The sequence below is a fragment of the Pseudomonas sp. FP2300 genome (assembly GCF_030687595.1).
GTDB lineage: Bacteria > Pseudomonadota > Gammaproteobacteria > Pseudomonadales > Pseudomonadaceae > Aquipseudomonas > Aquipseudomonas bijieensis.
Window position 1 is genome coordinate 5,969,020 of sequence record NZ_CP117440.1, and the last position, 22,138, is coordinate 5,991,157.

Sequence of the window (22,138 nt, forward strand, 5' to 3'; positions counted from 1 at the left end):
AGCTGGGGGTTTCGCGCCAGGGCGGCGGGAAACAGGGCGTGGGGGGCGTGACATGGCGAACACAACATCTAGCGGTCAGGGCCGCTAATGCTAGTGGCCTGACCGCTAAATAACCACCGCCGTATCAGCGGAACGGCGGCTCGTCGAAGCTGCGCAGTTTGCGCGAATGCAGCGAGTTGAGTTCGGTGCGCAGCAGGTCCAACGCCTCGATGCCGATCTTCAGGTGCTGGTTGACCGCGCGCTCATAGAACGCGTTGGCCGAGCCCGGCAACTTGATCTCGCTGTGCAAAGGTTTGTCCGAGACGCACAGCAACGTGCCATAGGGCACCCGCAGGCGATAACCCTGGGCGGCAATGGTGCCGCTTTCCATGTCCACCGCCACGGCGCGGGACAGGTTGATCAGCGGACGCTCCTGGGCCCAGCGCAGCTCCCAGTTGCGGTCGTCGTAAGTCAGCACGGTGCCAGTGCGCAGGCGTTTTTTCAGCTCGTCGCCCTTTTCACCGGTGATATTCGCCGCAGCCTGCTGAAGCGCCATCTGCACTTCGGCCAGGGCCGGAATCGGAATGTTCGGCGGCACCACCCGGTCGAGAATGCCATCGCGACGCATGTAGGCGTGGGCCAGCACGTAGTCACCGATGGTCTGGGACTGCCGCAGCCCGCCGCAGTGGCCGATCATCAACCAGCAATGCGGGCGCAGCACGGCCAGGTGGTCGGTGATGTTCTTGGCGTTGGACGGGCCGACACCGATGTTCACCAAGGTCACGCCATGGCCATCATTGGTCTGCAGGTGATAGGCCGGCATCTGGTAGCGGTGCCAGACCACACCGGCGGCGATGGCCGACGCTTCGCCGTGGTCCATGTTCTTGTCGATGATCACGTTACCCGGCAGGACCATGCGCACAAAGCGCGGGTCGCTGCGCAGTTGCTCCAGGCCGTGGACGATGAACTGGTCGACATAGCGGTGATAGTTGGTCAGCAGGATCCACGGCTGCACATGACGCCAGTCGCTGCCGGTGTAATGCACCAACCGACGCAGGGAAAAATCCACCCGCGCGGCATCGAACAGCGCCAGGGGCAGCGGGTCGGTGTTTTCCCAATCGTAGAGACCGTCGGCGATACCGTCGGTGGCGGCCGACAGGTCGGTGCTGGGGAACACCCGCGCCAGTACCGCGGCGGTTACACCGGAGCCGGCCAGTTCATCGCCCTGCTCCACCACGTACGGGTACGGAATGTTCTGCTCGCTGACACCGACTTCCACGGTGACGGTGAAGTCGTGCATCAGCGGGACCAGCTGTTCCAGCAGGTACTTACGGAACGCGGCGGGATGGGTGACGGTGACGCTGTAGGTGCCGGGCAACTGGACCTTGGCGTAGGCACGCGTAGTTTGCGGGACTTCGCCGTGGCAGTGATAGGTCAGGCGCAAGGCCGGATAGCGAAACAACGCACGTTGCTCGGCATCCGGCTCGACGCGGTCCTTGAGATAACGCATCAGCGCCTGATTCAACGCGGTGGTCGCACGCTCGTGCAGGGCCGCCAGACGATCCACGGCTTGTTCGGCGGTTTGAACGACAATAAACGCTTCGGTCACGATCAGCTTCCTGTGTTCTGACTTGCAGGCCTTCATCTTGCCTGCATCGCCGCCCGACGGGAACAGTGGCGTATTGGCGCGCTCGATCATTCATCGACAATCCCTGTGGGAGCGAGCTTGCTCGCGATAGCGGTGCGTCAGTCACCAGAGCTGTTGGATGTGCCGACGCCATCGCGAGCAGGCTCGCTCCCACCCTTGACCTCCAGTGACTACAAACCCTTCATTCACCGCCAATCCCTTGCTCGCGATGGCGGTGTGTCAGTCACCACAGATGCTGGATCAAGGGTTTCGCGGTCTTCCTAGAAACCATGGGGGGTGGAGCGGGTGACGATGGCTTCGACATTCAGGCCCCGGGGCAAGGCACCGTATACCCGGCCAGCCGAGCCAAGGCGGCTGGCAATGAAGGCGTCGCTGATGTCGCTGTTTCCCGCCTCGAGCAACAACTTGGCCTGCAGGCCGACGGCGACGTCTTCGGTCAATTGCCGGGCGCGGTACTGGATGTCGTCGGTGTCCTTGAACGCTGCGTGCAATTGGTGGATGTGCCCGGCCAGGCGCTTGTCGCCGTGGCCGTCGCCCAATTCGCTGAACAAGACCTCCAGCACACCGGGCTCCTTGGACAAGGCGCGCAACACATCAAGGCATTGCACGTTGCCGGAGCCTTCCCACGTCGAGTTGACCGGCGCTTCGCGGTACAGGCGCGGCAGGATGCTGTCTTCGACGTAGCCGGCGCCGCCCATGCATTCGGCGGCTTCGTTGATCATCGCGGGGGCGCGCTTGCAGATCCAGTACTTGCCTACCGCCGTCACCAGCCGGGCGAACTTGGCTTCGTGCTCGTCATTCAAGTGGTCCAGCGCCTGGCCCATGCGCAGGCTCAAGGCCAGGGCGGACTCGCTTTCCAACGCCAGGTCAGCCAGGACGTTCTGCATCAGCGGCTGCTCGCTCAACAGCTTGCCGCCAACCTTGCGGTGGGCACAGTGGTGACTGGCCTGGGTCAGCGCCTGGCGCATGAGGGCGCTGGAGCCGACCATGCAATCGAAGCGGGTCATGGCAACCATCTCGATGATCGTCGGCACGCCTCGGCCTTCTTCACCGACCATCCAGGCCAGTGCGCCACGGAACTCGACTTCGCTGGAGGCGTTTGAACAGTTGCCCAGCTTGTTCTTCAAGCGCTGGATGTAGAACTGATTGCGCGTGTCGTCGGGGCGATGGCGCGGCAGCAGGAAACAGGTCAGGCCCTTGTCGGTCTGGGCCAGGGTGAGGAAGGCGTCGCACATCGGCGCCGAACAGAACCATTTGTGGCCCACCAGTTCATAGGCTTGGCCCGGACCGCTGGCGCCCACCGGATAGGCCTTGGTGGTGTTGGCCCGGACATCGGTGCCGCCCTGTTTTTCGGTCATTGCCATGCCGATGGTGACCCCGGCCTTGTGCGCCATGCCAACGTTGCGCGGGTCGTATTCGGTGGCGAGCACCTTTGGCAGCCAGCGTTCGGCCAGGTCCGGCTGCAAGCGCAGCGCCGGTACGCTGGCGAAGGTCATGGTCAGCGGGCAGCCGGTGCCGGCTTCGGCCTGGCTGTGCAGATAGGTCATCGAGGCACGGGCGACATGGGCGCCGGGCTGTGGATGGGCCCAGGGCAAGCTGGGCAGGCCGTGCTCGACGGCGGTACGCATCAACTGATGATAAGCGGGATGGAATTCCACCAGGTCGATGCGATGGCCATAACGGTCATGGCTGGAGAACACCGGCTTGTTCTGATTGGCCAGGAAGCCCGCTTCCATCAACGGCCCACCGGCCAGCGCCCCATACGCATCTATCCGCGCCTGCGCCCAGCCAGCGCCGAAACGCCGCGACCATTCTTGCAACGGCAGGTCGATGCGGTACAGGTTGGCACCATCCAGGGATGGCGGCTGATTGGTGACGTCGTGGGTTTCAGCGAACTGGTGCAGGTTCATGACAGGGCTCCTCGATCAGCCAGGAGGTTCAGTTAAGCACCGCCCCCAGGCCGAACAAAGTGTCATATCCGCCTAAATATCGGCGCTTTCACCCTGCCCGTGGCAAAGCACACGGCGCTGGAGCGTCGCCTGCAGTGTCTCGAACTTCACCGGTTTGCTCAGGTAATCGATCAGCGCGCCCGACGGGCAGCGCTCTTGCCCCAGGTTCGGGCTGACCACCAGCACCGGCAGTTCCTCGCAACCGGACAAGGTACGGATCTGGCAGCAGACCGACACACCGTCCAGCGGTGGCGACTGGCAATCGAGCAGCACCGCATCGAAGCTCTCGCCGTGCAGCAGATCCAGCGCCGCACGGCCGCTGTCGGCAGTGCGCACCCGATAACCGAGCTTGAGCAACATGCCGCGCATGACCAACTGATCAATGCTGTTGTCATCCGCCAATAGCACCGTGCAATCCTGTGGCAGGCGCGAACCTTGGCGACCACCGAAGGAAAACGGCGTCGGCACAGCTGCCGGCAAGGCCAGGTCAAACTCCACGTTCAAATGAAAACGGCTGCCGCGACCGGGCTCGGAGGTATGGGTCAGGCGCCCGCCCAGCAGTTCCACCAGTTGCCGGCAGATGGCCAGGCCCACGCCGAGGCCGCCATATTCGCGGGTCATCGAACCATCGAGCTGGAAGAAACGCTGGTACAAGGTCGCCTCCCCCAGGTCGGTAAAGCCGATTCCGGTGTCGATCACGGCAAAGGACAGCATCAGCCGGTCAAGCTCCGTCGGCCTGCCACTGACTCGCAGCGCCAGGCCGCCCACTCGGGTGAACTTGATGGCGTTGTCCAGCAGGCATTCCAGGCACTGGGCCAATTTGCCACTGTCACCGAGCAGTCGGTCCGCCAGGCCCGGGGCCACGTCGACCTTGAAATCAAGGCCCTTGGCCGCGGCATTGGCGCCGAACTGCACCTGCAGCGCCTCGACCACCCCACGCAAGCTGAACGGCGCCGGATAGACCTTGAGCTTGCCGGCCTGCAACTCGGTAAGCGTGAGGATGCCGTTGACCATGCGCATCATGTCCCGCGCCGAACCGGCGGCGGTCTGTTGATACTGGGTCAGTTCCTCGTCCATCTCGACGGTTTCCATCAATTCCAGGGAACCGATCACGCCGTTCATCGGCGTGCGCAGCTCATGGGTCAGGGTGGCGAGGAATTCATCCTTGAGCTTGTTGCCGTGGGCCAGTTGCTGGTTGAGCACTTCGAGTTTCTGCCCCGCGTCCAACAGGGTCTGGGCCTGCTGTTCGCGCATGGCATTGATACGGTCGGCCAGGGCCAGGGACAACAGCGCCACTTCGATGGCCGAGCCGATCTGGCTGGCGTACATGGTCAGGAATACATTCGGCAGGTAACCCAGCACCATCAAGGTATTGATGATGCCCCCCAGCAGAAACGCCGACCAGGCAATGATGAAATAACGTGCCACCCGCAGGCCACGCCACCAGGCAAACAACCCGGCGGCAAAGATCGCCACCGTGAATACCAGCGCCAACGCCGTTGCCAGGCGCAGCGCCAAGGCATAGCTGGTCATCAACGACAGGCCGACCACCACCGCGCTGTAGGCGATCAGTGCCAGCAGCATGCGATCCAGCCAACGGCCATGCCGGGCGGTTTGCAGGAAGCTGCGGGCGAACTGGCTGCCAAACAGGCCCGCGCAGCCGATGAAAAACGGCGTCGCGGCGTTTGCCCACCAGGGATTGTCCGGCCAGAAATACTCCACGGCCGCACCATTGACCGACAACTGATACAGGCCGAACGAGGCAATATAGAAGATGTAATAGAGGTAGCTGGTATCACGCACGCTCAGGTAGATGAACAGGTTGTACACCAGCATTCCCAGCAGCACGCCATAGATGACCCCCAACACATACAAGCGCACCGGCTGCTGTTCGAGATAGGCGGTGCTCGACCACAGCGTCAATGGCGCCTGGATCGAACCCTGGCTTTGCAGGCGCAGGTACAGGACCTGCCGCTGCTCAGGCTTGAAATCCAGGCTGAACAAGTAGTTGTTCTGGCGAATCTCGCGGCTGGCGAATGGCAACGCATCGCCGGTCTGGCGCACCAGGCGGTACCCCCCGGCGGCATCTGGCAGATACAAATCCAGGTGGTCCAGCGGCGGGTACGCCAGTTCCAGCAGCCAGGTGCGCTGGGCGTCCGGATTGCCGGGGCGGTAGTGCAGGTCGATTTTCAACCAGAAGGCTGATCGCGAGTAACCGGCATTCAGCGTGGCTTTGTCATGGGGCTTGAAGGCGCCGGTGGCAGCCTGGGCCAGGACATCATCAATGGTGGCAGTGCCACCCGCATCTTCGAACACCTGCAGGGCATGACCCAAGGGCAGGCTTTGGGTGAATTCATCGAATTCCAGAGCACTTGCCAGAGGGGACAAGCACAGCAGCAACATCAGCAAATAGCGCATTTAAGTCCCAGCGTGGCCTGTCCGGTTGAGTCAGGAAGCCCCCCATTCCCTGAGTAGACGTAAAACCGGCATTACCTGTTATGAGTTGGATCCATCTCTAGCATAGCCGTTGATGGCCAATTTGCACCATTGAAATCTTTCCTATAGAAGGCTCTAGAACGGGCGTTTCAGCGCCAAGCGTTGAGATAGAGCTGTTGCTTTGGTCAGATTGGTTAGTTGACCGGGCGCAGAACAGTGGTGAGCGATTTCCTGTGGCGAGGGAGCTTGCTCCCGCTGGGCTGCGCAGCGGCCCCATAAATCCTGGGAGCGCTGCGCACTCCAGCGGGAGCAAGCTCCCTCGCCACAAAAGCACTCACCAGCAAGTCACTCAGTACAAAACCCTCAGCGTCCGACCACCGATAAAACAGGTTTGGTGGTAAGCTCGCGCACCATGAATATCTACAGCTCCCGCCCCGTTGTCCTCTGTCTCTCCGGCCACGACCCTAGTGGCGGCGCCGGTTTGCAGGCAGATATCGAAGCCCTGCTCGCCCAGGGTTGTCATGCCGCCCCCGCCGTTACCGCGTTGACCGTGCAAGACACGGTCAACGTCAGTGATTTCCGGGTGCTCGATCGAGCGTGGGTGCTGGCACAAGCCAATGCCGTGCTCAACGACTCGCAGGTCGCGGCAGTCAAGCTGGGCATGCTCGGCTCGCTGGAGATGGTCGACACGGTGGTCGAACTGCTCCAGGCGCACCCGCATCTGCCCATGGTCTGCGACCCGGTGCTGCGCGCCGGCGGTGGCGGACGCCTGGGCAAGGATGAGGTCGGCTACGCCATGCGCGAACGCCTGCTGCCCCTGGCCGTCATCGCCACCCCCAACCTGCCGGAAGCGCGCATCCTCGCCGAACTGCCCGAAGGCAGCGCCGACGAGTGCGCGGAAAAACTGCTGCCCTTCGTCAAACACCTGTTGATCACCGGTGGTCACGGCGACGAACATGAAGTCCATAATCGCCTGTACAGCCGCGATGGCCGCCGCGAAACCTTTACCTGCCAGCGCTTGCCCGGCAGTTACCACGGTTCCGGCTGCACCCTGGCCAGCGCCCTCGCCGGTCGGCTAGCCCAGGGCGAACAGCTCGCCAGCGCCGTCAAGACTGCGCTGGACTACACCTGGCGCACCTTGCGCGATGCCGAACGACTGGGCAAAGGCCAGTTCGTACCGCGTCGCCTGCCGCTGGATTTCTGCTCGTAACACTGGAGGCCTGTGGAATGAAATTACGTGGCCTTTACGCCATCACCGATAGCCAATTGCTGGCTGGCAAGTTCCTCGCTTATGTAGAAGCGGCGTTGGAAGGTGGCGTGACCCTGCTGCAATACCGCGACAAAAGCAGCGACGAGGCCCGACGCCTGCGGGAAGCCGAGGCACTGCGTAACCTGTGCGAGCGCTACAAGACCCAATTGATCATCAACGATGACGCTGAACTGGCCGCGCGCCTGGGCGTCGGCGTGCACCTGGGCCAGACCGATGGCCCGTTGGCGCCAGTGCGGGCACTGCTCGGACACAAGGCGATCGTCGGCGCCACCTGCCACGCCAGCCTGGCACTGGCCGAACAGGCCGCCCGCGAAGGCGCCAGTTATGTCGCGTTCGGGCGCTTCTTCAATTCCAATACCAAGCCCGGCGCCCCCAGCGCAGACCTTGAACTGCTCGAACAGGCGCGCATCAAACTGCATATTCCGGTTTGCGCCATCGGCGGCATCACCCTGGAGAATGCCGCCCCGCTGGTGGCCCACGGGGTCGACCTGCTGGCGGTGGTCCACGGCCTGTTCGGTGCCGACAGCAGTGCTGAAGTGACGCGCCGCGCCCGCGCCTTCAACGAGCTGCTGCAGAACAAATAGTCTATTTTCCGTTTTCGAGAGCCCAACCATGTCCCGTTCCGAAACCCTGTTTGCCAATGCCCAGAAACACATCCCCGGCGGCGTGAACTCGCCCGTTCGTGCGTTCAAGAGCGTGGGTGGCACCCCGCTGTTCTTCAAGCACGCCGAAGGCGCGTACGTGACCGACGAAGACGACAAGCGCTATGTGGATTATGTCGGTTCCTGGGGCCCGATGATTCTCGGCCACAGCCATCCGGACGTGCTGGATGCGGTACGCAAGCAACTGGTACACGGCCTGTCCTACGGCGCCCCGACCGCGATGGAAACCGAGATGGCCGACCTGGTCTGCTCGATCGTGCCGTCGATGGAAATGGTGCGCATGGTCAGCTCCGGCACCGAGGCGACCATGAGCGCGATCCGCCTGGCCCGTGGTTTCACCGGTCGCGACAGCATTATCAAGTTCGAAGGCTGCTACCACGGCCACTCCGACAGCCTGCTGGTCAAGGCTGGCTCCGGCGCGCTGACCCAGGGCGTGCCGAGCTCGGCCGGCGTACCGGCGGCGTTCGCCAAACACACCCTGACCCTGCCGTTCAACGACCTCGAGGAAGTCGAGAAGATGCTCGGCGAAGTTGGCCAGGAAGTGGCGTGCATCATCGTCGAGCCGGTGGCGGGCAACATGAACTGCGTACCGCCGGCGCCGGGTTTCCTCGAAGGCCTGCGCAGCCTGTGCGACCAGCATGGCGTGGTGTTGATTTTCGACGAAGTGATGACCGGTTTCCGCGTGGCCCTCGGCGGCGCCCAGGCCCATTACGGCGTCACGCCGGACCTGAGCACCTTCGGCAAGATCATCGGCGGCGGCATGCCGGTGGGCTGCTTCGGCGGCAAGCGCAAGATCATGGAATGCATCGCACCGCTGGGCCCGGTCTACCAGGCCGGCACGCTGTCGGGCAACCCATTGGCCATGGCCGCCGGCCTGACCACCCTGCGCCTGATCAGCCGCCCGGGCTTCCACGCCGAACTGACCGACTACACCACCCGCCTGCTCGACGGTTTGCAGGTTCGTGCCGACGCGGCGGGCATCCCGTTCGTGACCACCCAGGCCGGCGGCATGTTCGGCCTGTACTTCAGTGGCGCCGATGACATCGTCACCTTCGAAGACGTGATGGCCAGCGACGCCAACCGGTTCAAGCGCTTCTTCCACCTGATGCTCGAGGGTGGCGTGTACCTGGCCCCGAGCGCATTTGAAGCCGGCTTCACCTCCATCGCCCACGGCGAGACCGAGCTGAAGATCACCCTCGATGCGGCCGAGCGAGCCTTCGCTGCGCTGAAGTAAGACTGTGGATAACTGACGCTGGCTGAAGCTGGCGTCAGTGATTGCCGACAACTCCCCCGCTCTTTTCCTACGTATTTATGCCCGAACCAGCTATTAGCATTCCCGCGCAGCAGAAAAACGAGTAAAGACTTTGTAAGGATGGCCCTGCTTATTTCATAATGCGCGCTTATTGGATCCCCCGGAGGGTCCGCGCGCCCCTCAGAGGTAAGTCGATTCCCATGAACCGCACCGGCCGCACCCTTGCCTTGGGCTGCCTGTTGCTCCTTCAGCCCCTGCTGGCGAATGCACAGGCAGGCGGCAACTCGTTGTTGATCCCGGCGCTGGGCCGTTGCACGCTCAACACCCAGCCACAAGATCTCGCACCGGCACTCGACGCCTGTCAAAAAGCGGCGGATGCAGGTGATGCACAAGCGCAATACGAGTTGGGCGAGTTCTACTACGAAGGCAAGGCTGCACCGCGCGACCTCAAGCAGGCCCTCAACTACTTCGAAAAAGCCTCCCTGCAAGGCCATGCCCAGGCGCAATTCAAGCTCGGCGGCATGTTCTTCCACGGCGAAGGCGTCCCGGCCAACAACGTCCAGGCCTACATTGTCCTGAAGATGGCGGCGGTCAACGGCGCCGAAGAGGCCTTGGACACCGCCGACGAAGTCGCCGAGCAAATGCCCCGCGACGAGCTGGAAGTGGCGACCCAGGTGCTGGGGCAGATCTTTCGCAAATACCTGATGGAATTGCAGAACGCCGATGGGCGTACACCTTTCTCCCCGCTGCCCTGAATCCACCGCAGCCTTGTGGCTGGGAGCTTATTGTGGCGAGGGAGCTTGCTCCCGCTGGAGTGCGAAGCGCTCCCAGAAATCTTAGGGCCGCTACGCAGCCCAGCGGGAGCAAGCTCCCTCGCCACAAAGGGCTGCGCTCAACTTATCGACAGGTTTATTTCTCAGGCATCGGCATCGGAAACGGCATCACATTGCCGACCGCGCCGCGGGCTTCGCTGATTTTCGGGGTGCCCAGGCGTTCGACTTCGTCGATGCGCACGATCGAATGCATCGGCACGAAGCTGCGCACCACGCCTTCGAACTGCGCCTTGAGCTTTTCTTCGCTCGGATCGACGACCACTTGCGTGCGCTCGCCAAAGACGAACTCTTCCACTTCCAGGAAGCCCCACAGATCACTTTGATAGATCTGCTTGGCGTACATTTCGAACACCTGGCCCTGGTTGAGGAAAATCACCTTGTAGATTGGAGCTTCACGTTTGGTCATGGCTGGCGAAACACATCGGCGGGTAAAAATGAGGGCGCGAACTATAGCATAGCCACTGCTCGCACAGCGGTAGGAACCGGGGGACTTGTTCCCTATAATGCGCGGTTCTTTGAATCACGTGATGATCCCGTCCATGGCCAAGAAGCTTTACATCGAAACCCACGGTTGCCAGATGAACGAGTACGACAGCTCGCGCATGGTCGACCTGCTGGGTGAACACCAGGCCCTGGAAGTCACCGCCCGCGCTGAAGATGCGGACGTGATCCTGCTCAACACCTGCTCGATCCGCGAACGCGCCCAGGACCGGGTGTACTCCCAGCTCGGCCGCTGGCGCGAGCTGAAGCTGGCCAACCCGGAAATGGTCATCGCCGTGGGCGGTTGCGTGGCCAGCCAGGAAGGCGCCGCCATCCGTGATCGCGCACCATACGTGGACGTGGTCTTCGGCCCGCAGACCCTACACCGCCTGCCGGAGATGATCGACGCCGCGCGCAGCACCAAGCTGCCGCAAGTGGACGTCTCGTTCCCGGAGATCGAAAAATTCGACCACCTGCCCGAACCGCGCATCGACGGCCCAAGCGCCTATGTGTCGGTGATGGAAGGTTGCAGCAAGTACTGCACGTTCTGCGTGGTGCCCTACACCCGTGGCGAAGAAGTCAGCCGACCGTTCGACGACGTGATCGCCGAGATCATCCACCTGGCGGAAAACGGCGTGCGCGAAGTCACGCTGCTGGGGCAGAACGTCAACGGCTATCGCGGCCTGACCCATGACGGCCGCCTGGCGGACCTCGCCGAGCTGATCCGCGTCGTAGCGGCGGTGGACGGCATCGACCGCATCCGTTACACCACCTCGCACCCGCTGGAGTTCTCCGACAGCCTGATCCAGGCCCACGCCGACGTTCCCGAGCTGGTCAAGCACCTGCACTTGCCGGTGCAATCGGGTTCCGACCGGATCCTCGCCGCCATGAAACGCAACCATACGGCCCTGGAGTACAAATCCAAACTGCGCAAGTTGCGTGCGGCGGTGCCGGGGATCTGCATCAGTTCGGACTTTATCGTCGGCTTCCCTGGCGAAACCGAGAAAGACTTCCAACAGACCATGAAGCTGATCGAAGACGTGGGCTTCGACTTTTCCTACTCCTTCGTCTACAGCCAGCGCCCTGGCACCCCGGCCGCCGATCTCGCCGACGAAACCCCCGAAGAAGTGAAAAAGGAACGGCTCAACGCCTTGCAACACCGCCTCAACCAGCAAGGTTTCGAGATCAGCCGACAAATGGTCGGTTCCATCCAGCGGATCCTGGTGACCGATTACTCGAAAAAAGATCCGGGCGAGTTGCAAGGCCGGACCGAGAACAACCGCATCGTCAACTTCCGCTGCGACACCCCGGCCCTGATCGGCCAGTTCGCCGACGTGCACATCGACGCCGCGCAACCGCACTCGCTGCGCGGTTCGCTGGTCCAGTAACCCCCGATCCCCTGTGAAAGCAGAACTTGTGGGAGCAAGGCTTGCCCGCGATACAGGCGCCTCAATTCTTGAGAGACCCAGTTGCATTCATCGCGGGCAAGCCTTGCTCCCACAAGATTGCTCGGTTTATTAAGAGCTTTCGCACCCAGCCTACTGGCGTTATCCTTGATTTCACCTTAATTGCCCCTGGGCGGCTAAAAACGACCTTGAACGCACCCATCGAACCACATCGCTTTATTCTCGAGCCCTTTGAGGCTCGCCGCTTCGCCAATCTGTGCGGGCAATTCGACGAGCATCTGCGCTTGATCGAACAGCGCCTGGCCATCGAGATCCGCAATCGCGGCAACCAGTTCGAACTGATCGGCGAACCCAAGCACACCACCTCCGCGGAAAACCTGCTGCGCCGTCTCTACCGGGAAACCAAGGGGAGCGAGCTGTCGCCGGACACCGTCCACCTGTTCCTGCAGGAGTCGGCTGTCGAAGAACTCGACAACCACGCCCCGTCGGAGCCTGCCGTGGCCCTGCGCACGAAAAAAGGCATGATTCGCCCTCGCGGCTTGAATCAGCAGCGCTACGTGAAGGAAATCCTCGGCAACGATATCAACTTCGGCATCGGCCCGGCCGGTACCGGCAAGACCTACCTGGCCGTGGCCTGCGCCGTCGATGCGCTGGAGCGGGAACAGGTACGACGCATCCTGCTGGTGCGACCGGCGGTCGAAGCGGGTGAGAAACTCGGCTTCCTGCCCGGCGACCTGGCCCAGAAGATCGACCCATACCTGCGCCCGCTCTATGACGCGCTTTATGAAATGCTCGGCTTCGAATACGTGGCCAAGCTGATCGAGCGCCAGGTCATCGAGGTCGCGCCGCTGGCCTACATGCGTGGCCGGACCCTGAACAATAGCTTCATCATCCTCGACGAAAGCCAGAACACCACGGTCGAACAGATGAAAATGTTCCTGACCCGGATCGGCTTCGGCTCCACCGCCGTCATCACCGGGGACATCACCCAGGTCGACCTGCCCCGTGGCACCAAGTCCGGGCTGAACCATGTGATCCAAGTCCTCAAGGATGTGCCGGGCATCAGCTTCACGCACTTCATGCCCAAGGACGTCGTGCGCCATCCGTTGGTGCAGCGCATTGTCGAAGCCTACGAGCGCTTCGAGCATCGCCAGGACGAGTCAGCGCCCGCAGACAAGGGCAATCGCCAAGATGCTTGAACTCGACCTGCAAGTGGCCTGCGAACACGCCGCCCCCAGCGAAGCCCAGTTCCGCCAATGGTGCGAACTGGCCCTGCGCCAACGCAGCGCCGACTCGGAGCTGACGATCCGCCTGGTGGACGAGCCCGAAGGCCGCGAACTGAACCACACCTGGCGGCAGAAAGACTACGCCACCAACGTGTTGTCGTTCCCCGCCGACGTCCCCGACGAACTGCTCGACATCCCGTTGCTGGGCGACCTGGTGATCTGCGTCCCGGTGGTGGAGCGTGAAGCGACGGAACAAGACAAGACCCCTGAGGCCCACTGGGCCCATCTGGTGATTCACGGCTGCTTGCATCTACTGGGTTACGACCATATAGAAGATGCCGAAGCCGAAGAAATGGAAGCACTGGAACGAACGTTGCTTGCAGAGCTGGGTCATCCCGACCCTTACGCCGGCGACGAACACTGATACATCAACCTGTAACGACAAAGGATTCAGAGTAATCGCTATGAGCGAAGATCGATCGAGCAACGGGCAGAAGTCATGGCTGGGCAAGCTCACCCAGGCTTTTGCCCATGAGCCGAAAAACCGCCAGGAGCTACTGGAGCTGCTGCGCGATGCACACCAGAACAAACTGCTGGACAGCGAAGCGCTGGCCATCGTCGAAGGCGCCATCCAGGTCGCTGACCTGCAAGTTCGGGACATCATGGTCCCGCGCTCGCAAATGGTCAGCATCAAGGCGACCCAGACCCCGCGTGAATTTTTGCCCGCCGTGGTCGACTCCGCTCACTCACGCTACCCGGTCGTCGGCGAAAGCCATGACGATGTCATGGGCGTGCTGCTGGCCAAGGACCTGCTGCCGCTGATCCTTCAGGAAAACGGCGACAGCTTCAACATCAAGGACCTGTTGCGCCCGGCCACCTTCGTGCCCGAGTCCAAGCGCCTGAACGTGCTGCTGCGTGAATTCCGCGCCAATCACAACCACATGGCCATCGTCATCGACGAATACGGCGGCGTGGCCGGCCTGGTCACCATCGAGGACGTGCTCGAGCAGATCGTCGGCGACATCGAAGACGAGCATGACGTCGAGGAAGACAGCTACATCAAGCCTCTGCCCAGCGGTGACTTCCTGATCAAGGCCCTGACGCCGATCGAGAACTTCAACGAATTCTTCGACAGCCAATTCTCCGACGATGAGTTCGACACCGTCGGCGGCCTGGTGATGAGTGCTTTCGGGCATCTGCCCAAGCGCAACGAAACCACGGAAATCGGTTCCTGGCGCTTCCGCATCCTGAATGCCGACAGCCGTCGGATTCACCTGCTGCGCCTGTCCCCCATTGGCCGATAACCCCTGCGAGCCCCGCTAAGGACAAAAATGCGCTGGATAACCCGCCCCGGCTGGCCCGGTAACCTGCTGGCCATGGCGGCCGGTGCGATCACCACCCTGGCCCTGGCGCCGTTCAACATCTGGCCGCTGGCATTGCTGGCGGTCGGCTTGTTCTATGCCGGGCTGCGCGAGTTGTCGCCACGTCAGGCCCTGGGCCGGGGCTGGTGTTTCGGCTTTGGTCTGTTCGGCGCCGGCACCAGTTGGATCTACGTCAGCATCCATAACTTCGGAGGCGCCTCGGTGCTGCTCGCCGGGTTGCTGATGCTGCTGTTCATCGCCGCCATCGCCTGGTTTTTCGCCTTGCCCGCCTGGCTCTGGGCGCGCTGGCTGCGGCGCAACGAGGCGCCGCTGGCCGATGCCCTGGCGTTCGCCGCGCTGTGGTTGGGCCAGGAAGCCTTCCGTGGCTGGTTCCTCACCGGGTTCCCGTGGCTCTATTCCGGCTACAGCCAACTCGCCGGCCCGCTGTCCGGCCTCGCGCCGCTGGGCGGGATGTGGTTGATCTCCTTCACCCTGGCCTTGACCGCCGCGCTGCTGTACAACGCGCCCCAGTTGATCCGCAGCGGGCGCAAAGGTTTTATTGCGGCCGGCGTGATGCTGCTGATCGGCCCGTGGGTAGTCGGCATGGCTCTCAAGGGGCATGCCTGGACCAGCCCTTCGGGCGATCCGCTGAGCGTCGCGGCGATCCAGGGCAACATCGAACAAAGCATGAAGTGGGACCCCGAGCAGCTCAACGCGCAACTGGCGCTGTACCGCGACATGAGCTTCGCCTCCAAGCGCGTCGACCTGCTGATCTGGCCGGAAACCGCAGTACCGGTGCTCAAGGAGTCCGCCCAGGGCTACCTGGACATGATGGGCAACTTCGCCGCCGAGCGGCATTCGGCGTTGATCACCGGCGTGCCGATTCGCCAACTGGTCCACCACGAGAAGCGTTACTTCAATGGCATCACCGTGACCGGCGAAGGCGACGGCACCTACCTGAAGCAGAAACTCGTGCCGTTCGGCGAGTACGTACCGCTACAGGACATCCTGCGCGGCCTGATCGCGTTCTTCGACCTGCCCATGTCGGACTTCGCCCGGGGCCCGGCCGACCAGCCATTGCTGCAGGCCAAGGGTTACCAGATCGCACCGTTCATTTGCTATGAGGTGGTCTACCCGGAATTTGCCGCCAGCCTCTCGGCGCGCAGCGACTTGCTGCTGACCATCAGCAACGACACCTGGTTCGGCACCTCGATCGGCCCGTTGCAGCACCTGCAAATGGCGCAGATGCGCGCCTTGGAAGCCGGCCGCTGGATGATCCGCGCCACCAACAACGGCGTGACCGGCCTGATCAACCCTTTCGGTCAGATCACCGCGCAGATACCGCAATTCGAACGCGGCATCCTGTATGGCGAAGTGGTGCCGATGCAGGACCTGACGCCGTACCTGCAATGGCGTTCGTGGCCATTGATCATTTTATGTGTGTTGTTGCTGGGCTGGGCGTTGATGGCGGGACGGATGGCCAAAACGGTTTGACTCGTTCCCCATGTGAATGAAAAACCCTGTGGCGAGGGAGCTTGCTCCCGCTGGGGCGCGCAGCGGCCCCAAAAACAGGGCCTGCTTCGCAGTCCAGCGGGAGCAAGCTCCCTCGCCACAACAGCGATCACTTCACTCCGCGCGGTGTTTCAGCGATAGAACAACCAATACCCCACCAGCCCCACCGCCTCATTCATCAACTGCCCGGATTGCCAGATCGCCTTGAACTCCGGCATCCAGCCGCCCAATGGCCGGGCATTGTCCTGTCCCAGGAACCCCACCGGCGCCGGCACCACGTCAAACCCCGACCGCTGGAAACTCCAGACCGCCCGTGGCATGTGCCAAGCCTGGGTGACCACCACGACCCGCTTGATGCCTTGCGGCAGCAGGATTTCGGCGCTCATCCGGGCGTTTTCCCAGGTCGTACGGCTACGCCCCTCCTGCCAGCGCACGTTGACGCCGAAATCCTCCAGCATCGAGTCCGCCATCAGCCGAGCCTCGCTGGGCGGGGTGCCATAGTGCAAGCCGCCGGATGTCAGCACCGGCAAGCCTGAAGCCTTGGCCAGTCGCGCGGCATAACGCTGGCGCTCCAAGCCGACGCCGGTGGGTTGGTCGGCGCCCCAGGCCAGGTCACCGCGTTCACGGCCCGAACCGAGCACCACAATGGCGTCGGCGCGTTGGGCCAGGGTCGCCCAATCACTGAGCAACAGCGGCGGTTCGCGCTCCAGCGCCCTGGCGCTCCATTGCACCACCCCGGGCAGGCTCATCAGCCAGAAACCACCCAGCCCAACGAAAAAGCACAGACGGGCCATACGCGGCCGAGAGTCGCGCCACCACCAGGCAAGCGCCAACAACAGCAAAAGAATGCCGGGCGGCAATAAAAGTTGTTTGATGAAATAGCGAAACGGCATCGGGCATCTCCATAGATGCCCGAAGCCTAGGTGGGTTGACGCAAAGCGACAACAGATTCGAAAAAACCTTGAATCAAAAAGAGCGACACGCGTGAATCCGGCTTTACTTGAACTGCAGCGACCGGACCTTTACAGCATCCTTGTCAGGCGTCCGGTCCTTGAGCCATACAACCTTGGCCGAACGGGGCGCATCGAGACGCTTGAGTACCTGGGCCCCACTGGTGGGAGCTTGATGTCCGGCCTGTTCGAGGTAAGCCTTGACCAGTTCGAACTCTGCGGGGCTCAAGCCTCGCAGCTCCAGCTCTGCCGGGCGTTCATCACGCAAGCGACCGGCGGTTCTTGCAGCGTCCAGGGCAACCCCGAGACGATCGATCAGTTTTTCATACAACTCAGGTGTAGCGACTTTTCGTTGTGATTCAACCATCCCTCACCTCATTGAAGATAAGACTCACTCCCCATTGAGAAGCTTAGCTTCGCTGGGCAAACCGGCAGGGCGCCGCGACCAACGGCCCTGAACACCGGTCATCGCCGATGATTGACAATGGTTTGGCAACGGTTGAGCAGCAATCAGGGTTTCCCTCGGCAGAGCGCGGTCATGTATGCTACGGCGCTTCCTGTAACTCCACTTCCAGCTTGGCTGGACATCGAAAACGCCGCATTCGGCGTCGTCTGCGTCCAGCATGGCAACGAAGAGGATTGGGCCACCCCATTCAGTACAAAAGTAGCCATGCACGAACACTACCAGCCCCGTGAAATCGAAGCCGCCGCCCAGTCGTTCTGGGACGAGCAAAAGTCCTTTGAAGTCAGTGAACAGCCAGGCAAGGAGACTTACTACTGCCTGTCGATGTTCCCTTACCCCAGCGGCAAGCTACACATGGGGCACGTGCGCAACTACACCATCGGCGACGTGATCTCCCGCTACCAGCGCATGCAAGGCAAGAACGTCCTGCAACCCATGGGTTGGGACGCCTTCGGCATGCCGGCGGAAAACGCCGCGATGAAGAACAACGTGGCCCCCGCCAAGTGGACCTACGAAAACATCGCCTACATGAAGACCCAGCTGCGCAGCCTGGGCCTGGCGGTGGACTGGTCCCGCGAGGTCACCACCTGCAAGCCCGAGTACTACCGCTGGGAACAATGGCTGTTCACCCGCCTGTTCGAAAAAGGCGTGATCTACCGCAAGAACGGCACCGTGAACTGGGACCCGGTGGACCAGACCGTACTGGCCAACGAGCAGGTGATCGACGGTCGCGGCTGGCGTTCCGGCGCGCTGATCGAAAAGCGCGAAATCCCGATGTACTACTTCAAGATCACCGCCTATGCGGATGAACTCCTGGAGAGCCTCGACGAACTGACTGGCTGGCCTGAACAGGTCAAGACCATGCAGCGCAACTGGATCGGCAAGTCCCGGGGCATGGAAGTGCAGTTCCCCTACGACGTCGCCTCCATTGGCGAAGCCGGCGCCCTGAAAGTCTTCACCACCCGTCCGGACACGCTGATGGGTGCCACCTATGTGGCCGTGGCCGCCGAGCACCCGCTGGCGACCCTGGCCGCCCGCAACAACCCCGAGCTGCAAGCGTTCATCGCCGAATGCAAGGGCGGTAGCGTTGCCGAAGCCGACGTCGCCACCCAGGAAAAGAAAGGCCTGCCAACCTCGCTGTTCGTCGAGCACCCGCTCACCGGCGAGAAACTGCCGGTATGGGTCGCCAACTACGTGCTGATGCACTATGGCGACGGTGCGGTCATGGCCGTGCCGGCCCACGACGAACGCGATTTCGAATTCGCCCACAAGTACAACCTGCCGGTCAAAGCCGTCGTGCGCACCAGCGCCGGTGACCAGACCCCGGCTCCTTGGCAGGACGCCTACGGCGAACACGGCGAGCTGATCAACTCCGGCGAATTCGACGGCCTGGATTTCCCCGGCGCGTTCGATGCCATCGAAGTGGCCCTGATCAAGAAAAACCTCGGCGCCTCGCGCACCCAGTTCCGCCTGCGGGACTGGGGCATCAGCCGCCAGCGTTACTGGGGCTGCCCGATCCCGATCGTGCATTGCGACACCTGCGGTGACGTACCGGTGCCGGAAGACCAACTGCCCGTGGTCCTGCCGGAAGACGTCGTACCCGACGGCGCCGGTTCGCCCCTGGCACGCATGCCTGAGTTCTATGAATGCAGCTGCCCGAAATGCGGCGCACCGGCCAAGCGTGAAACCGACACCATGGACACCTTCGTCGAGTCCTCGTGGTATTACGCCCGCTACGCCTCACCGCACTATGAAGGTGGCCTGGTGGAGAAATCCGCGGCTGACCACTGGTTGCCGGTGGATCAATATATCGGCGGTATCGAACACGCCATTCTCCACCTGCTCTACGCGCGCTTCTTCCACAAGCTGATGCGTGACGAAGGCCTGGTGAGTTCCAACGAACCGTTCAAGAACCTGCTGACCCAAGGCATGGTGATCGCCGAGACTTACTATCGTCGCGAAGCCAACGGCGCCTACACCTGGTTCAACCCGAGCGACGTCGAACTCGAACGCGACAGCAAAGCCAAGGTGATCAGTGCCAAGCTGATCGCCGACGGCCTGCCGGTGGAAATCGGCGGCACCGAGAAGATGGCCAAGTCGAAGAACAACGGCGTTGACCCGCAATCGATGATCGACCAGTTCGGCGCCGACACCTGCCGCCTGTTCATGATGTTCGCCTCGCCACCTGACATGAGCGCAGAGTGGTCCGACTCGGGCGTCGAGGGCTCGCACCGCTTCCTCAAGCGTGTCTGGCGCCTGGCGCAAGCCCACGTCACCCAGGGCCTGCCGGGCAAACTGGACATCAGCCGCCTGAACGACGAACAGAAAGCCATTCGTCGCTCGATCCACCTGGCCATCAAGCAGGCCAGCCATGACGTCGGCCAGAACCACAAATTCAACACCGCCATCGCCCAGGTGATGACGCTGATGAACGTGCTGGAAAAAGCCGCGCAAGGCACCGAGCAGGATCGCGCACTGGTTCACGAAGGCCTGGAAGCCGTGACCTTGCTGCTGGCGCCAATCACACCGCACATCAGCCACGAGCTGTGGAATCGCCTGGGTCACGCCGACCCGGTGATCGACGCCAGCTGGCCGGTGGTGGACGAAACCGCGCTGGTGCAGGACAGCTTGACCCTGGTCATCCAGGTCAACGGCAAGCTGCGCGGCCAGATCGAAATGCCGGCCGCCGCCACGCGTGAAGAAGTCGAAGCCGCTGCGCGGGCCAATGACAACGTACTGCGCTTTGTCGATGGCCTGACGATCCGCAAAGTGATCGTCGTGCCCGGCAAGCTGGTCAACATCGTCGCAAGCTAATTGGATCGGGCGCAAGGCTTGAGCCTGGCGCCGAATACAACCTGCGGGGTCGCATGGTCGACCCCCATAGGGTTCAAGGGGAGCAACAAGATGATCAAACGTAATCTGCTGGTAGTGGGCCTGGCGGTCCTGTTGAGCGCCTGCGGCTTCCAACTGCGCGGCACCGGCACCACCGAGCTGGCGATCAAGGAACTGGACCTCAGCGCACGGGACGCCTATGGCGACACCGTTAAAATGCTGCGCGACAACCTGGAAAGCAGCGGCGTGAAAGTCTACAGCGGCGCCCCGTACAAGCTCGTATTGACTCGCGAACAGCAAAGCCAGCGCAGCCTGAGCTATGCCGGCGCTGGTCGTTCGGCCGAGTACGAACTGAACAACGTGCTGAGCTATGAGATTCGCGGCCATAACGACCTGGTGCTGATGGACGACAAACTGCAAGTGCAGAAGGTCTACCTGCACGACGGCAACAACATCACCGGTTCCGACCAGGAGTCCATCGAAGTGCGCGGCGAAATGCGCCGTGAACTCATACAGCGCATGATGCTGCGTCTGCAACAACTGAGCCCGGCCCAGTTGGAGCAACTGCAACAGACTGCCGATGCTCGCGCCAAGGCCGAAGCCGATGCGCTGGAAGCGGCACGCAAGGCTGAAGCGGAAACCCCGCAACAGTCACCAATGCAGATCCCGGCTGAATAAGCCTTGCGGGGCGCTCCGGCGTCCCGCTCGCCCGCTCTTATGAAGCTCGCTCCCGCTCAACTCGGCAAACACCTGCAAGGCGCCCTCGCGCCGGTCTACATCATCAGTGGCGATGACCCACTGCTGTGCCAGGAAGCCGCCGACGCCATCCGTTCTGCGGCACGCCAGCAAGGTTTCGATGAACGCCAGGTATTCGCCGCCGACGCCAGTTTCGACTGGGGCACGCTGCTGCAAGCCGGGGCGAGCATGTCGTTGTTCGCCGAAAAACGCCTGCTGGAACTGCGTCTACCCTCCGGCAAACCCGGTGACAAGGGTGCCGCCGCGCTGATCGAATACTGCTCGCGCCCCGCCGAAGACACGGTGCTGCTGATCAGCTTGCCGAAACTCGACGGTAGCGCGCAGAAGACCAAATGGGGCAAGGCCCTGGTCGAAGGGCCGCAAACCCAGTTCGTGCAGATCTGGCCGGTGGATGTCAGCCAGTTGCCCAGCTGGATCCGCCAGCGCCTGTCCCAGGCCGGCCTCTCGGCCAGCCAGGACGCGGTGGAGCTGATCGCCGCCCGGGTCGAAGGCAACCTGCTGGCCGCCGCCCAGGAAATCGAAAAGCTCAAACTAATGGCCGAAGGTGGGCAGATCACCGTGGAAACGGTGCAGGCTGCCGTGGCCGACAGCGCGCGCTTCGATGTCTTCGGGCTGACCGATGCGATCCTCAACGGCGAAGCCGCCCATGCCCTGCGCATGCTCGAAGGTCTACGGGGCGAAGGCGTCGAGCCGCCGGTGATCCTCTGGGCCCTGGCCCGGGAGTTGCGCCTGCTGGCCAACCTGTCCCTGCAATACAGCCAGGGTGTACCGCTGGACAAAGCCTTCAGCCAGGCCCGCCCGCCCGTCTGGGACAAACGCAAACCGCTGATGAGCAAGGCCCTGCAACGCTACTCCGCACCGCGCTGGGCGCAATTGCTACTCGAGGCCCAGCGTATCGATGCGCAGATCAAGGGCCAGGCCGCTGGCTCGCCATGGATGAGCCTCAGTCGGTTGTCGCTGTTGATGGCTGGGCAGCGACTGCCTTTGCCCGCTGAGTAGTCACTCGGCAGAAGCACACTGCATACCTGTGGCGAGGGGATTTATCCCCGCTGGGTTGCGAAGCAACCCCAAAACTAGGCGCCGTGGAGTGTCAGGCAGTTTGTAATGGGGGCGCTTCGCGCCC

General features: G+C 62.4%; 18 protein-coding genes. 12 read left to right on the forward strand and 6 right to left on the reverse strand.

Going from position 1 to position 22,138, the window contains the following annotated elements; genetic code table 11:
* Positions 1 to 124: 124 nt before the first annotated feature.
* From amn to PSH86_RS26570, 3 genes are all read right to left on the reverse strand, one after another.
* Positions 125 to 1,624 carry an AMP nucleosidase gene (gene amn / locus PSH86_RS26560; RefSeq protein WP_163858942.1) on the reverse strand — a complete coding sequence of 500 codons (1,500 nt, stop codon included), beginning with the start codon at positions 1,622 to 1,624 and terminating at the stop codon, positions 125 to 127.
* 263 nt (positions 1,625 to 1,887) lie between these two features.
* On the reverse strand, positions 1,888 to 3,537 hold the full coding sequence (locus PSH86_RS26565; RefSeq protein ID WP_305486010.1) for an acyl-CoA dehydrogenase family protein: 1,650 nt from the start codon (positions 3,535 to 3,537) through the stop codon (positions 1,888 to 1,890).
* A 72-nt stretch (positions 3,538 to 3,609) separates the two neighbouring features.
* Positions 3,610 to 5,994 carry a hybrid sensor histidine kinase/response regulator gene (locus PSH86_RS26570; protein WP_109756269.1) on the reverse strand — a complete coding sequence of 795 codons (2,385 nt, stop codon included), beginning with the start codon at positions 5,992 to 5,994 and terminating at the stop codon, positions 3,610 to 3,612.
* 430 nt (positions 5,995 to 6,424) lie between these two features.
* Here PSH86_RS26570 and PSH86_RS26575 point away from each other — a divergent pair, with 430 nt between their 5' ends.
* From PSH86_RS26575 to PSH86_RS26590, 4 genes are all read left to right on the forward strand, one after another.
* Complete coding sequence (locus PSH86_RS26575) at positions 6,425 to 7,222, forward strand: hydroxymethylpyrimidine/phosphomethylpyrimidine kinase (protein ID WP_109756271.1); 798 nt, start codon at positions 6,425 to 6,427, stop codon at positions 7,220 to 7,222.
* Between the two features lie 17 nt (positions 7,223 to 7,239).
* A complete protein-coding gene (gene thiE / locus PSH86_RS26580) occupies positions 7,240 to 7,866 on the forward strand; it encodes a thiamine phosphate synthase (RefSeq protein WP_109756272.1) in 627 nt (208 codons plus the stop codon).
* Between the two features lie 28 nt (positions 7,867 to 7,894).
* Positions 7,895 to 9,178, forward strand: a complete 1,284-nt coding sequence (hemL, locus tag PSH86_RS26585) for a glutamate-1-semialdehyde 2,1-aminomutase (RefSeq protein ID WP_116833526.1) — start codon at positions 7,895 to 7,897, stop codon at positions 9,176 to 9,178.
* 218 nt (positions 9,179 to 9,396) lie between these two features.
* Entirely contained in the window at positions 9,397 to 9,951 is a 555-nt protein-coding gene (locus tag PSH86_RS26590) for a tetratricopeptide repeat protein (protein ID WP_053188388.1), read from the forward strand.
* A gap of 154 nt (positions 9,952 to 10,105) precedes the next feature.
* Here PSH86_RS26590 and PSH86_RS26595 read toward each other — a convergent pair whose 3' ends face one another.
* Positions 10,106 to 10,435, reverse strand: a complete 330-nt coding sequence (locus tag PSH86_RS26595; protein WP_003185742.1) for a DUF1820 family protein — start codon at positions 10,433 to 10,435, stop codon at positions 10,106 to 10,108.
* A 133-nt stretch (positions 10,436 to 10,568) separates the two neighbouring features.
* Here PSH86_RS26595 and miaB point away from each other — a divergent pair, with 133 nt between their 5' ends.
* The 5 genes from miaB (at position 10,569) to lnt (ending at position 15,996) form a co-directional block, all read left to right on the forward strand.
* Positions 10,569 to 11,897, forward strand: coding sequence for a tRNA (N6-isopentenyl adenosine(37)-C2)-methylthiotransferase MiaB (gene miaB, locus PSH86_RS26600; RefSeq protein WP_162893869.1), 1,329 nt, complete (start codon positions 10,569 to 10,571; stop codon positions 11,895 to 11,897).
* Positions 11,898 to 12,103: 206 nt separating this feature from the next.
* The gene (locus PSH86_RS26605; protein ID WP_109756275.1) at positions 12,104 to 13,114 is read left to right on the forward strand and encodes a PhoH family protein; all 1,011 of its coding nucleotides are present in this window, start codon (positions 12,104 to 12,106) and stop codon (positions 13,112 to 13,114) included.
* Positions 13,107 to 13,565, forward strand: coding sequence for an rRNA maturation RNase YbeY (gene ybeY, locus PSH86_RS26610; RefSeq protein ID WP_109756276.1), 459 nt, complete (start codon positions 13,107 to 13,109; stop codon positions 13,563 to 13,565). The genes PSH86_RS26605 and ybeY overlap by 8 nt, the downstream gene beginning before the upstream one ends.
* 40 nt (positions 13,566 to 13,605) lie before the next feature.
* Positions 13,606 to 14,445, forward strand: coding sequence for an HlyC/CorC family transporter (locus PSH86_RS26615; protein WP_003205870.1), 840 nt, complete (start codon positions 13,606 to 13,608; stop codon positions 14,443 to 14,445).
* Positions 14,446 to 14,472: 27 nt separating this feature from the next.
* Positions 14,473 to 15,996, forward strand: a complete 1,524-nt coding sequence (gene lnt, locus PSH86_RS26620) for an apolipoprotein N-acyltransferase (RefSeq protein WP_305486022.1) — start codon at positions 14,473 to 14,475, stop codon at positions 15,994 to 15,996.
* A 149-nt stretch (positions 15,997 to 16,145) separates the two neighbouring features.
* On the opposite strand, the gene PSH86_RS26625 is transcribed toward lnt, so the two are convergent.
* Together PSH86_RS26625 and PSH86_RS26630 are read right to left on the reverse strand one after the other, a co-directional pair.
* On the reverse strand, positions 16,146 to 16,907 hold the full coding sequence (locus PSH86_RS26625; protein ID WP_305486025.1) for a YdcF family protein: 762 nt from the start codon (positions 16,905 to 16,907) through the stop codon (positions 16,146 to 16,148).
* A 103-nt stretch (positions 16,908 to 17,010) separates the two neighbouring features.
* Positions 17,011 to 17,331, reverse strand: a complete 321-nt coding sequence (locus tag PSH86_RS26630) for a hypothetical protein (protein ID WP_109756279.1) — start codon at positions 17,329 to 17,331, stop codon at positions 17,011 to 17,013.
* 303 nt (positions 17,332 to 17,634) lie between these two features.
* Between PSH86_RS26630 and leuS the strand changes: the two genes are divergently transcribed.
* The 3 genes from leuS (at position 17,635) to holA (ending at position 22,014) form a co-directional block, all read left to right on the forward strand.
* Positions 17,635 to 20,241, forward strand: coding sequence for a leucine--tRNA ligase (gene leuS, locus PSH86_RS26635; protein WP_109756330.1), 2,607 nt, complete (start codon positions 17,635 to 17,637; stop codon positions 20,239 to 20,241).
* A 90-nt stretch (positions 20,242 to 20,331) separates the two neighbouring features.
* Positions 20,332 to 20,937, forward strand: a complete 606-nt coding sequence (gene lptE / locus PSH86_RS26640; protein ID WP_109756280.1) for an LPS assembly lipoprotein LptE — start codon at positions 20,332 to 20,334, stop codon at positions 20,935 to 20,937.
* Positions 20,938 to 20,976: 39 nt separating this feature from the next.
* The gene (gene holA, locus PSH86_RS26645) at positions 20,977 to 22,014 is read left to right on the forward strand and encodes a DNA polymerase III subunit delta (RefSeq protein ID WP_109756281.1); all 1,038 of its coding nucleotides are present in this window, start codon (positions 20,977 to 20,979) and stop codon (positions 22,012 to 22,014) included.
* The last annotated feature ends 124 nt before the right edge of the window (positions 22,015 to 22,138 follow it).

What these genes read in the sequence shown, in the direction of transcription:
- lptE (WP_109756280.1), top strand. Translation starts at nt 20,332, where the DNA reads ATGATCAAACGTAATCTGCTGGTAGTGGGCCTGGCGGTCCTGTTGAGC.
- PSH86_RS26630 (WP_109756279.1), bottom strand. Translation starts at nt 17,331, where the DNA reads ATGGTTGAATCACAACGAAAAGTCGCTACACCTGAGTTGTATGAAAAA.
- PSH86_RS26570 (WP_109756269.1), bottom strand. Translation starts at nt 5,994, where the DNA reads ATGCGCTATTTGCTGATGTTGCTGCTGTGCTTGTCCCCTCTGGCAAGT.
- PSH86_RS26575 (WP_109756271.1), top strand. Translation starts at nt 6,425, where the DNA reads ATGAATATCTACAGCTCCCGCCCCGTTGTCCTCTGTCTCTCCGGCCAC.
- PSH86_RS26595 (WP_003185742.1), bottom strand. Translation starts at nt 10,435, where the DNA reads ATGACCAAACGTGAAGCTCCAATCTACAAGGTGATTTTCCTCAACCAG.
- thiE (WP_109756272.1), top strand. Translation starts at nt 7,240, where the DNA reads ATGAAATTACGTGGCCTTTACGCCATCACCGATAGCCAATTGCTGGCT.
- lnt (WP_305486022.1), top strand. Translation starts at nt 14,473, where the DNA reads ATGCGCTGGATAACCCGCCCCGGCTGGCCCGGTAACCTGCTGGCCATG.
- miaB (WP_162893869.1), top strand. Translation starts at nt 10,569, where the DNA reads ATGGCCAAGAAGCTTTACATCGAAACCCACGGTTGCCAGATGAACGAG.
- ybeY (WP_109756276.1), top strand. Translation starts at nt 13,107, where the DNA reads ATGCTTGAACTCGACCTGCAAGTGGCCTGCGAACACGCCGCCCCCAGC.
- hemL (WP_116833526.1), top strand. Translation starts at nt 7,895, where the DNA reads ATGTCCCGTTCCGAAACCCTGTTTGCCAATGCCCAGAAACACATCCCC.
- PSH86_RS26565 (WP_305486010.1), bottom strand. Translation starts at nt 3,537, where the DNA reads ATGAACCTGCACCAGTTCGCTGAAACCCACGACGTCACCAATCAGCCG.
- PSH86_RS26615 (WP_003205870.1), top strand. Translation starts at nt 13,606, where the DNA reads ATGAGCGAAGATCGATCGAGCAACGGGCAGAAGTCATGGCTGGGCAAG.
- leuS (WP_109756330.1), top strand. Translation starts at nt 17,635, where the DNA reads ATGCACGAACACTACCAGCCCCGTGAAATCGAAGCCGCCGCCCAGTCG.
- PSH86_RS26590 (WP_053188388.1), top strand. Translation starts at nt 9,397, where the DNA reads ATGAACCGCACCGGCCGCACCCTTGCCTTGGGCTGCCTGTTGCTCCTT.
- holA (WP_109756281.1), top strand. Translation starts at nt 20,977, where the DNA reads ATGAAGCTCGCTCCCGCTCAACTCGGCAAACACCTGCAAGGCGCCCTC.
- amn (WP_163858942.1), bottom strand. Translation starts at nt 1,624, where the DNA reads ATGAAGGCCTGCAAGTCAGAACACAGGAAGCTGATCGTGACCGAAGCG.
- PSH86_RS26625 (WP_305486025.1), bottom strand. Translation starts at nt 16,907, where the DNA reads ATGCCGTTTCGCTATTTCATCAAACAACTTTTATTGCCGCCCGGCATT.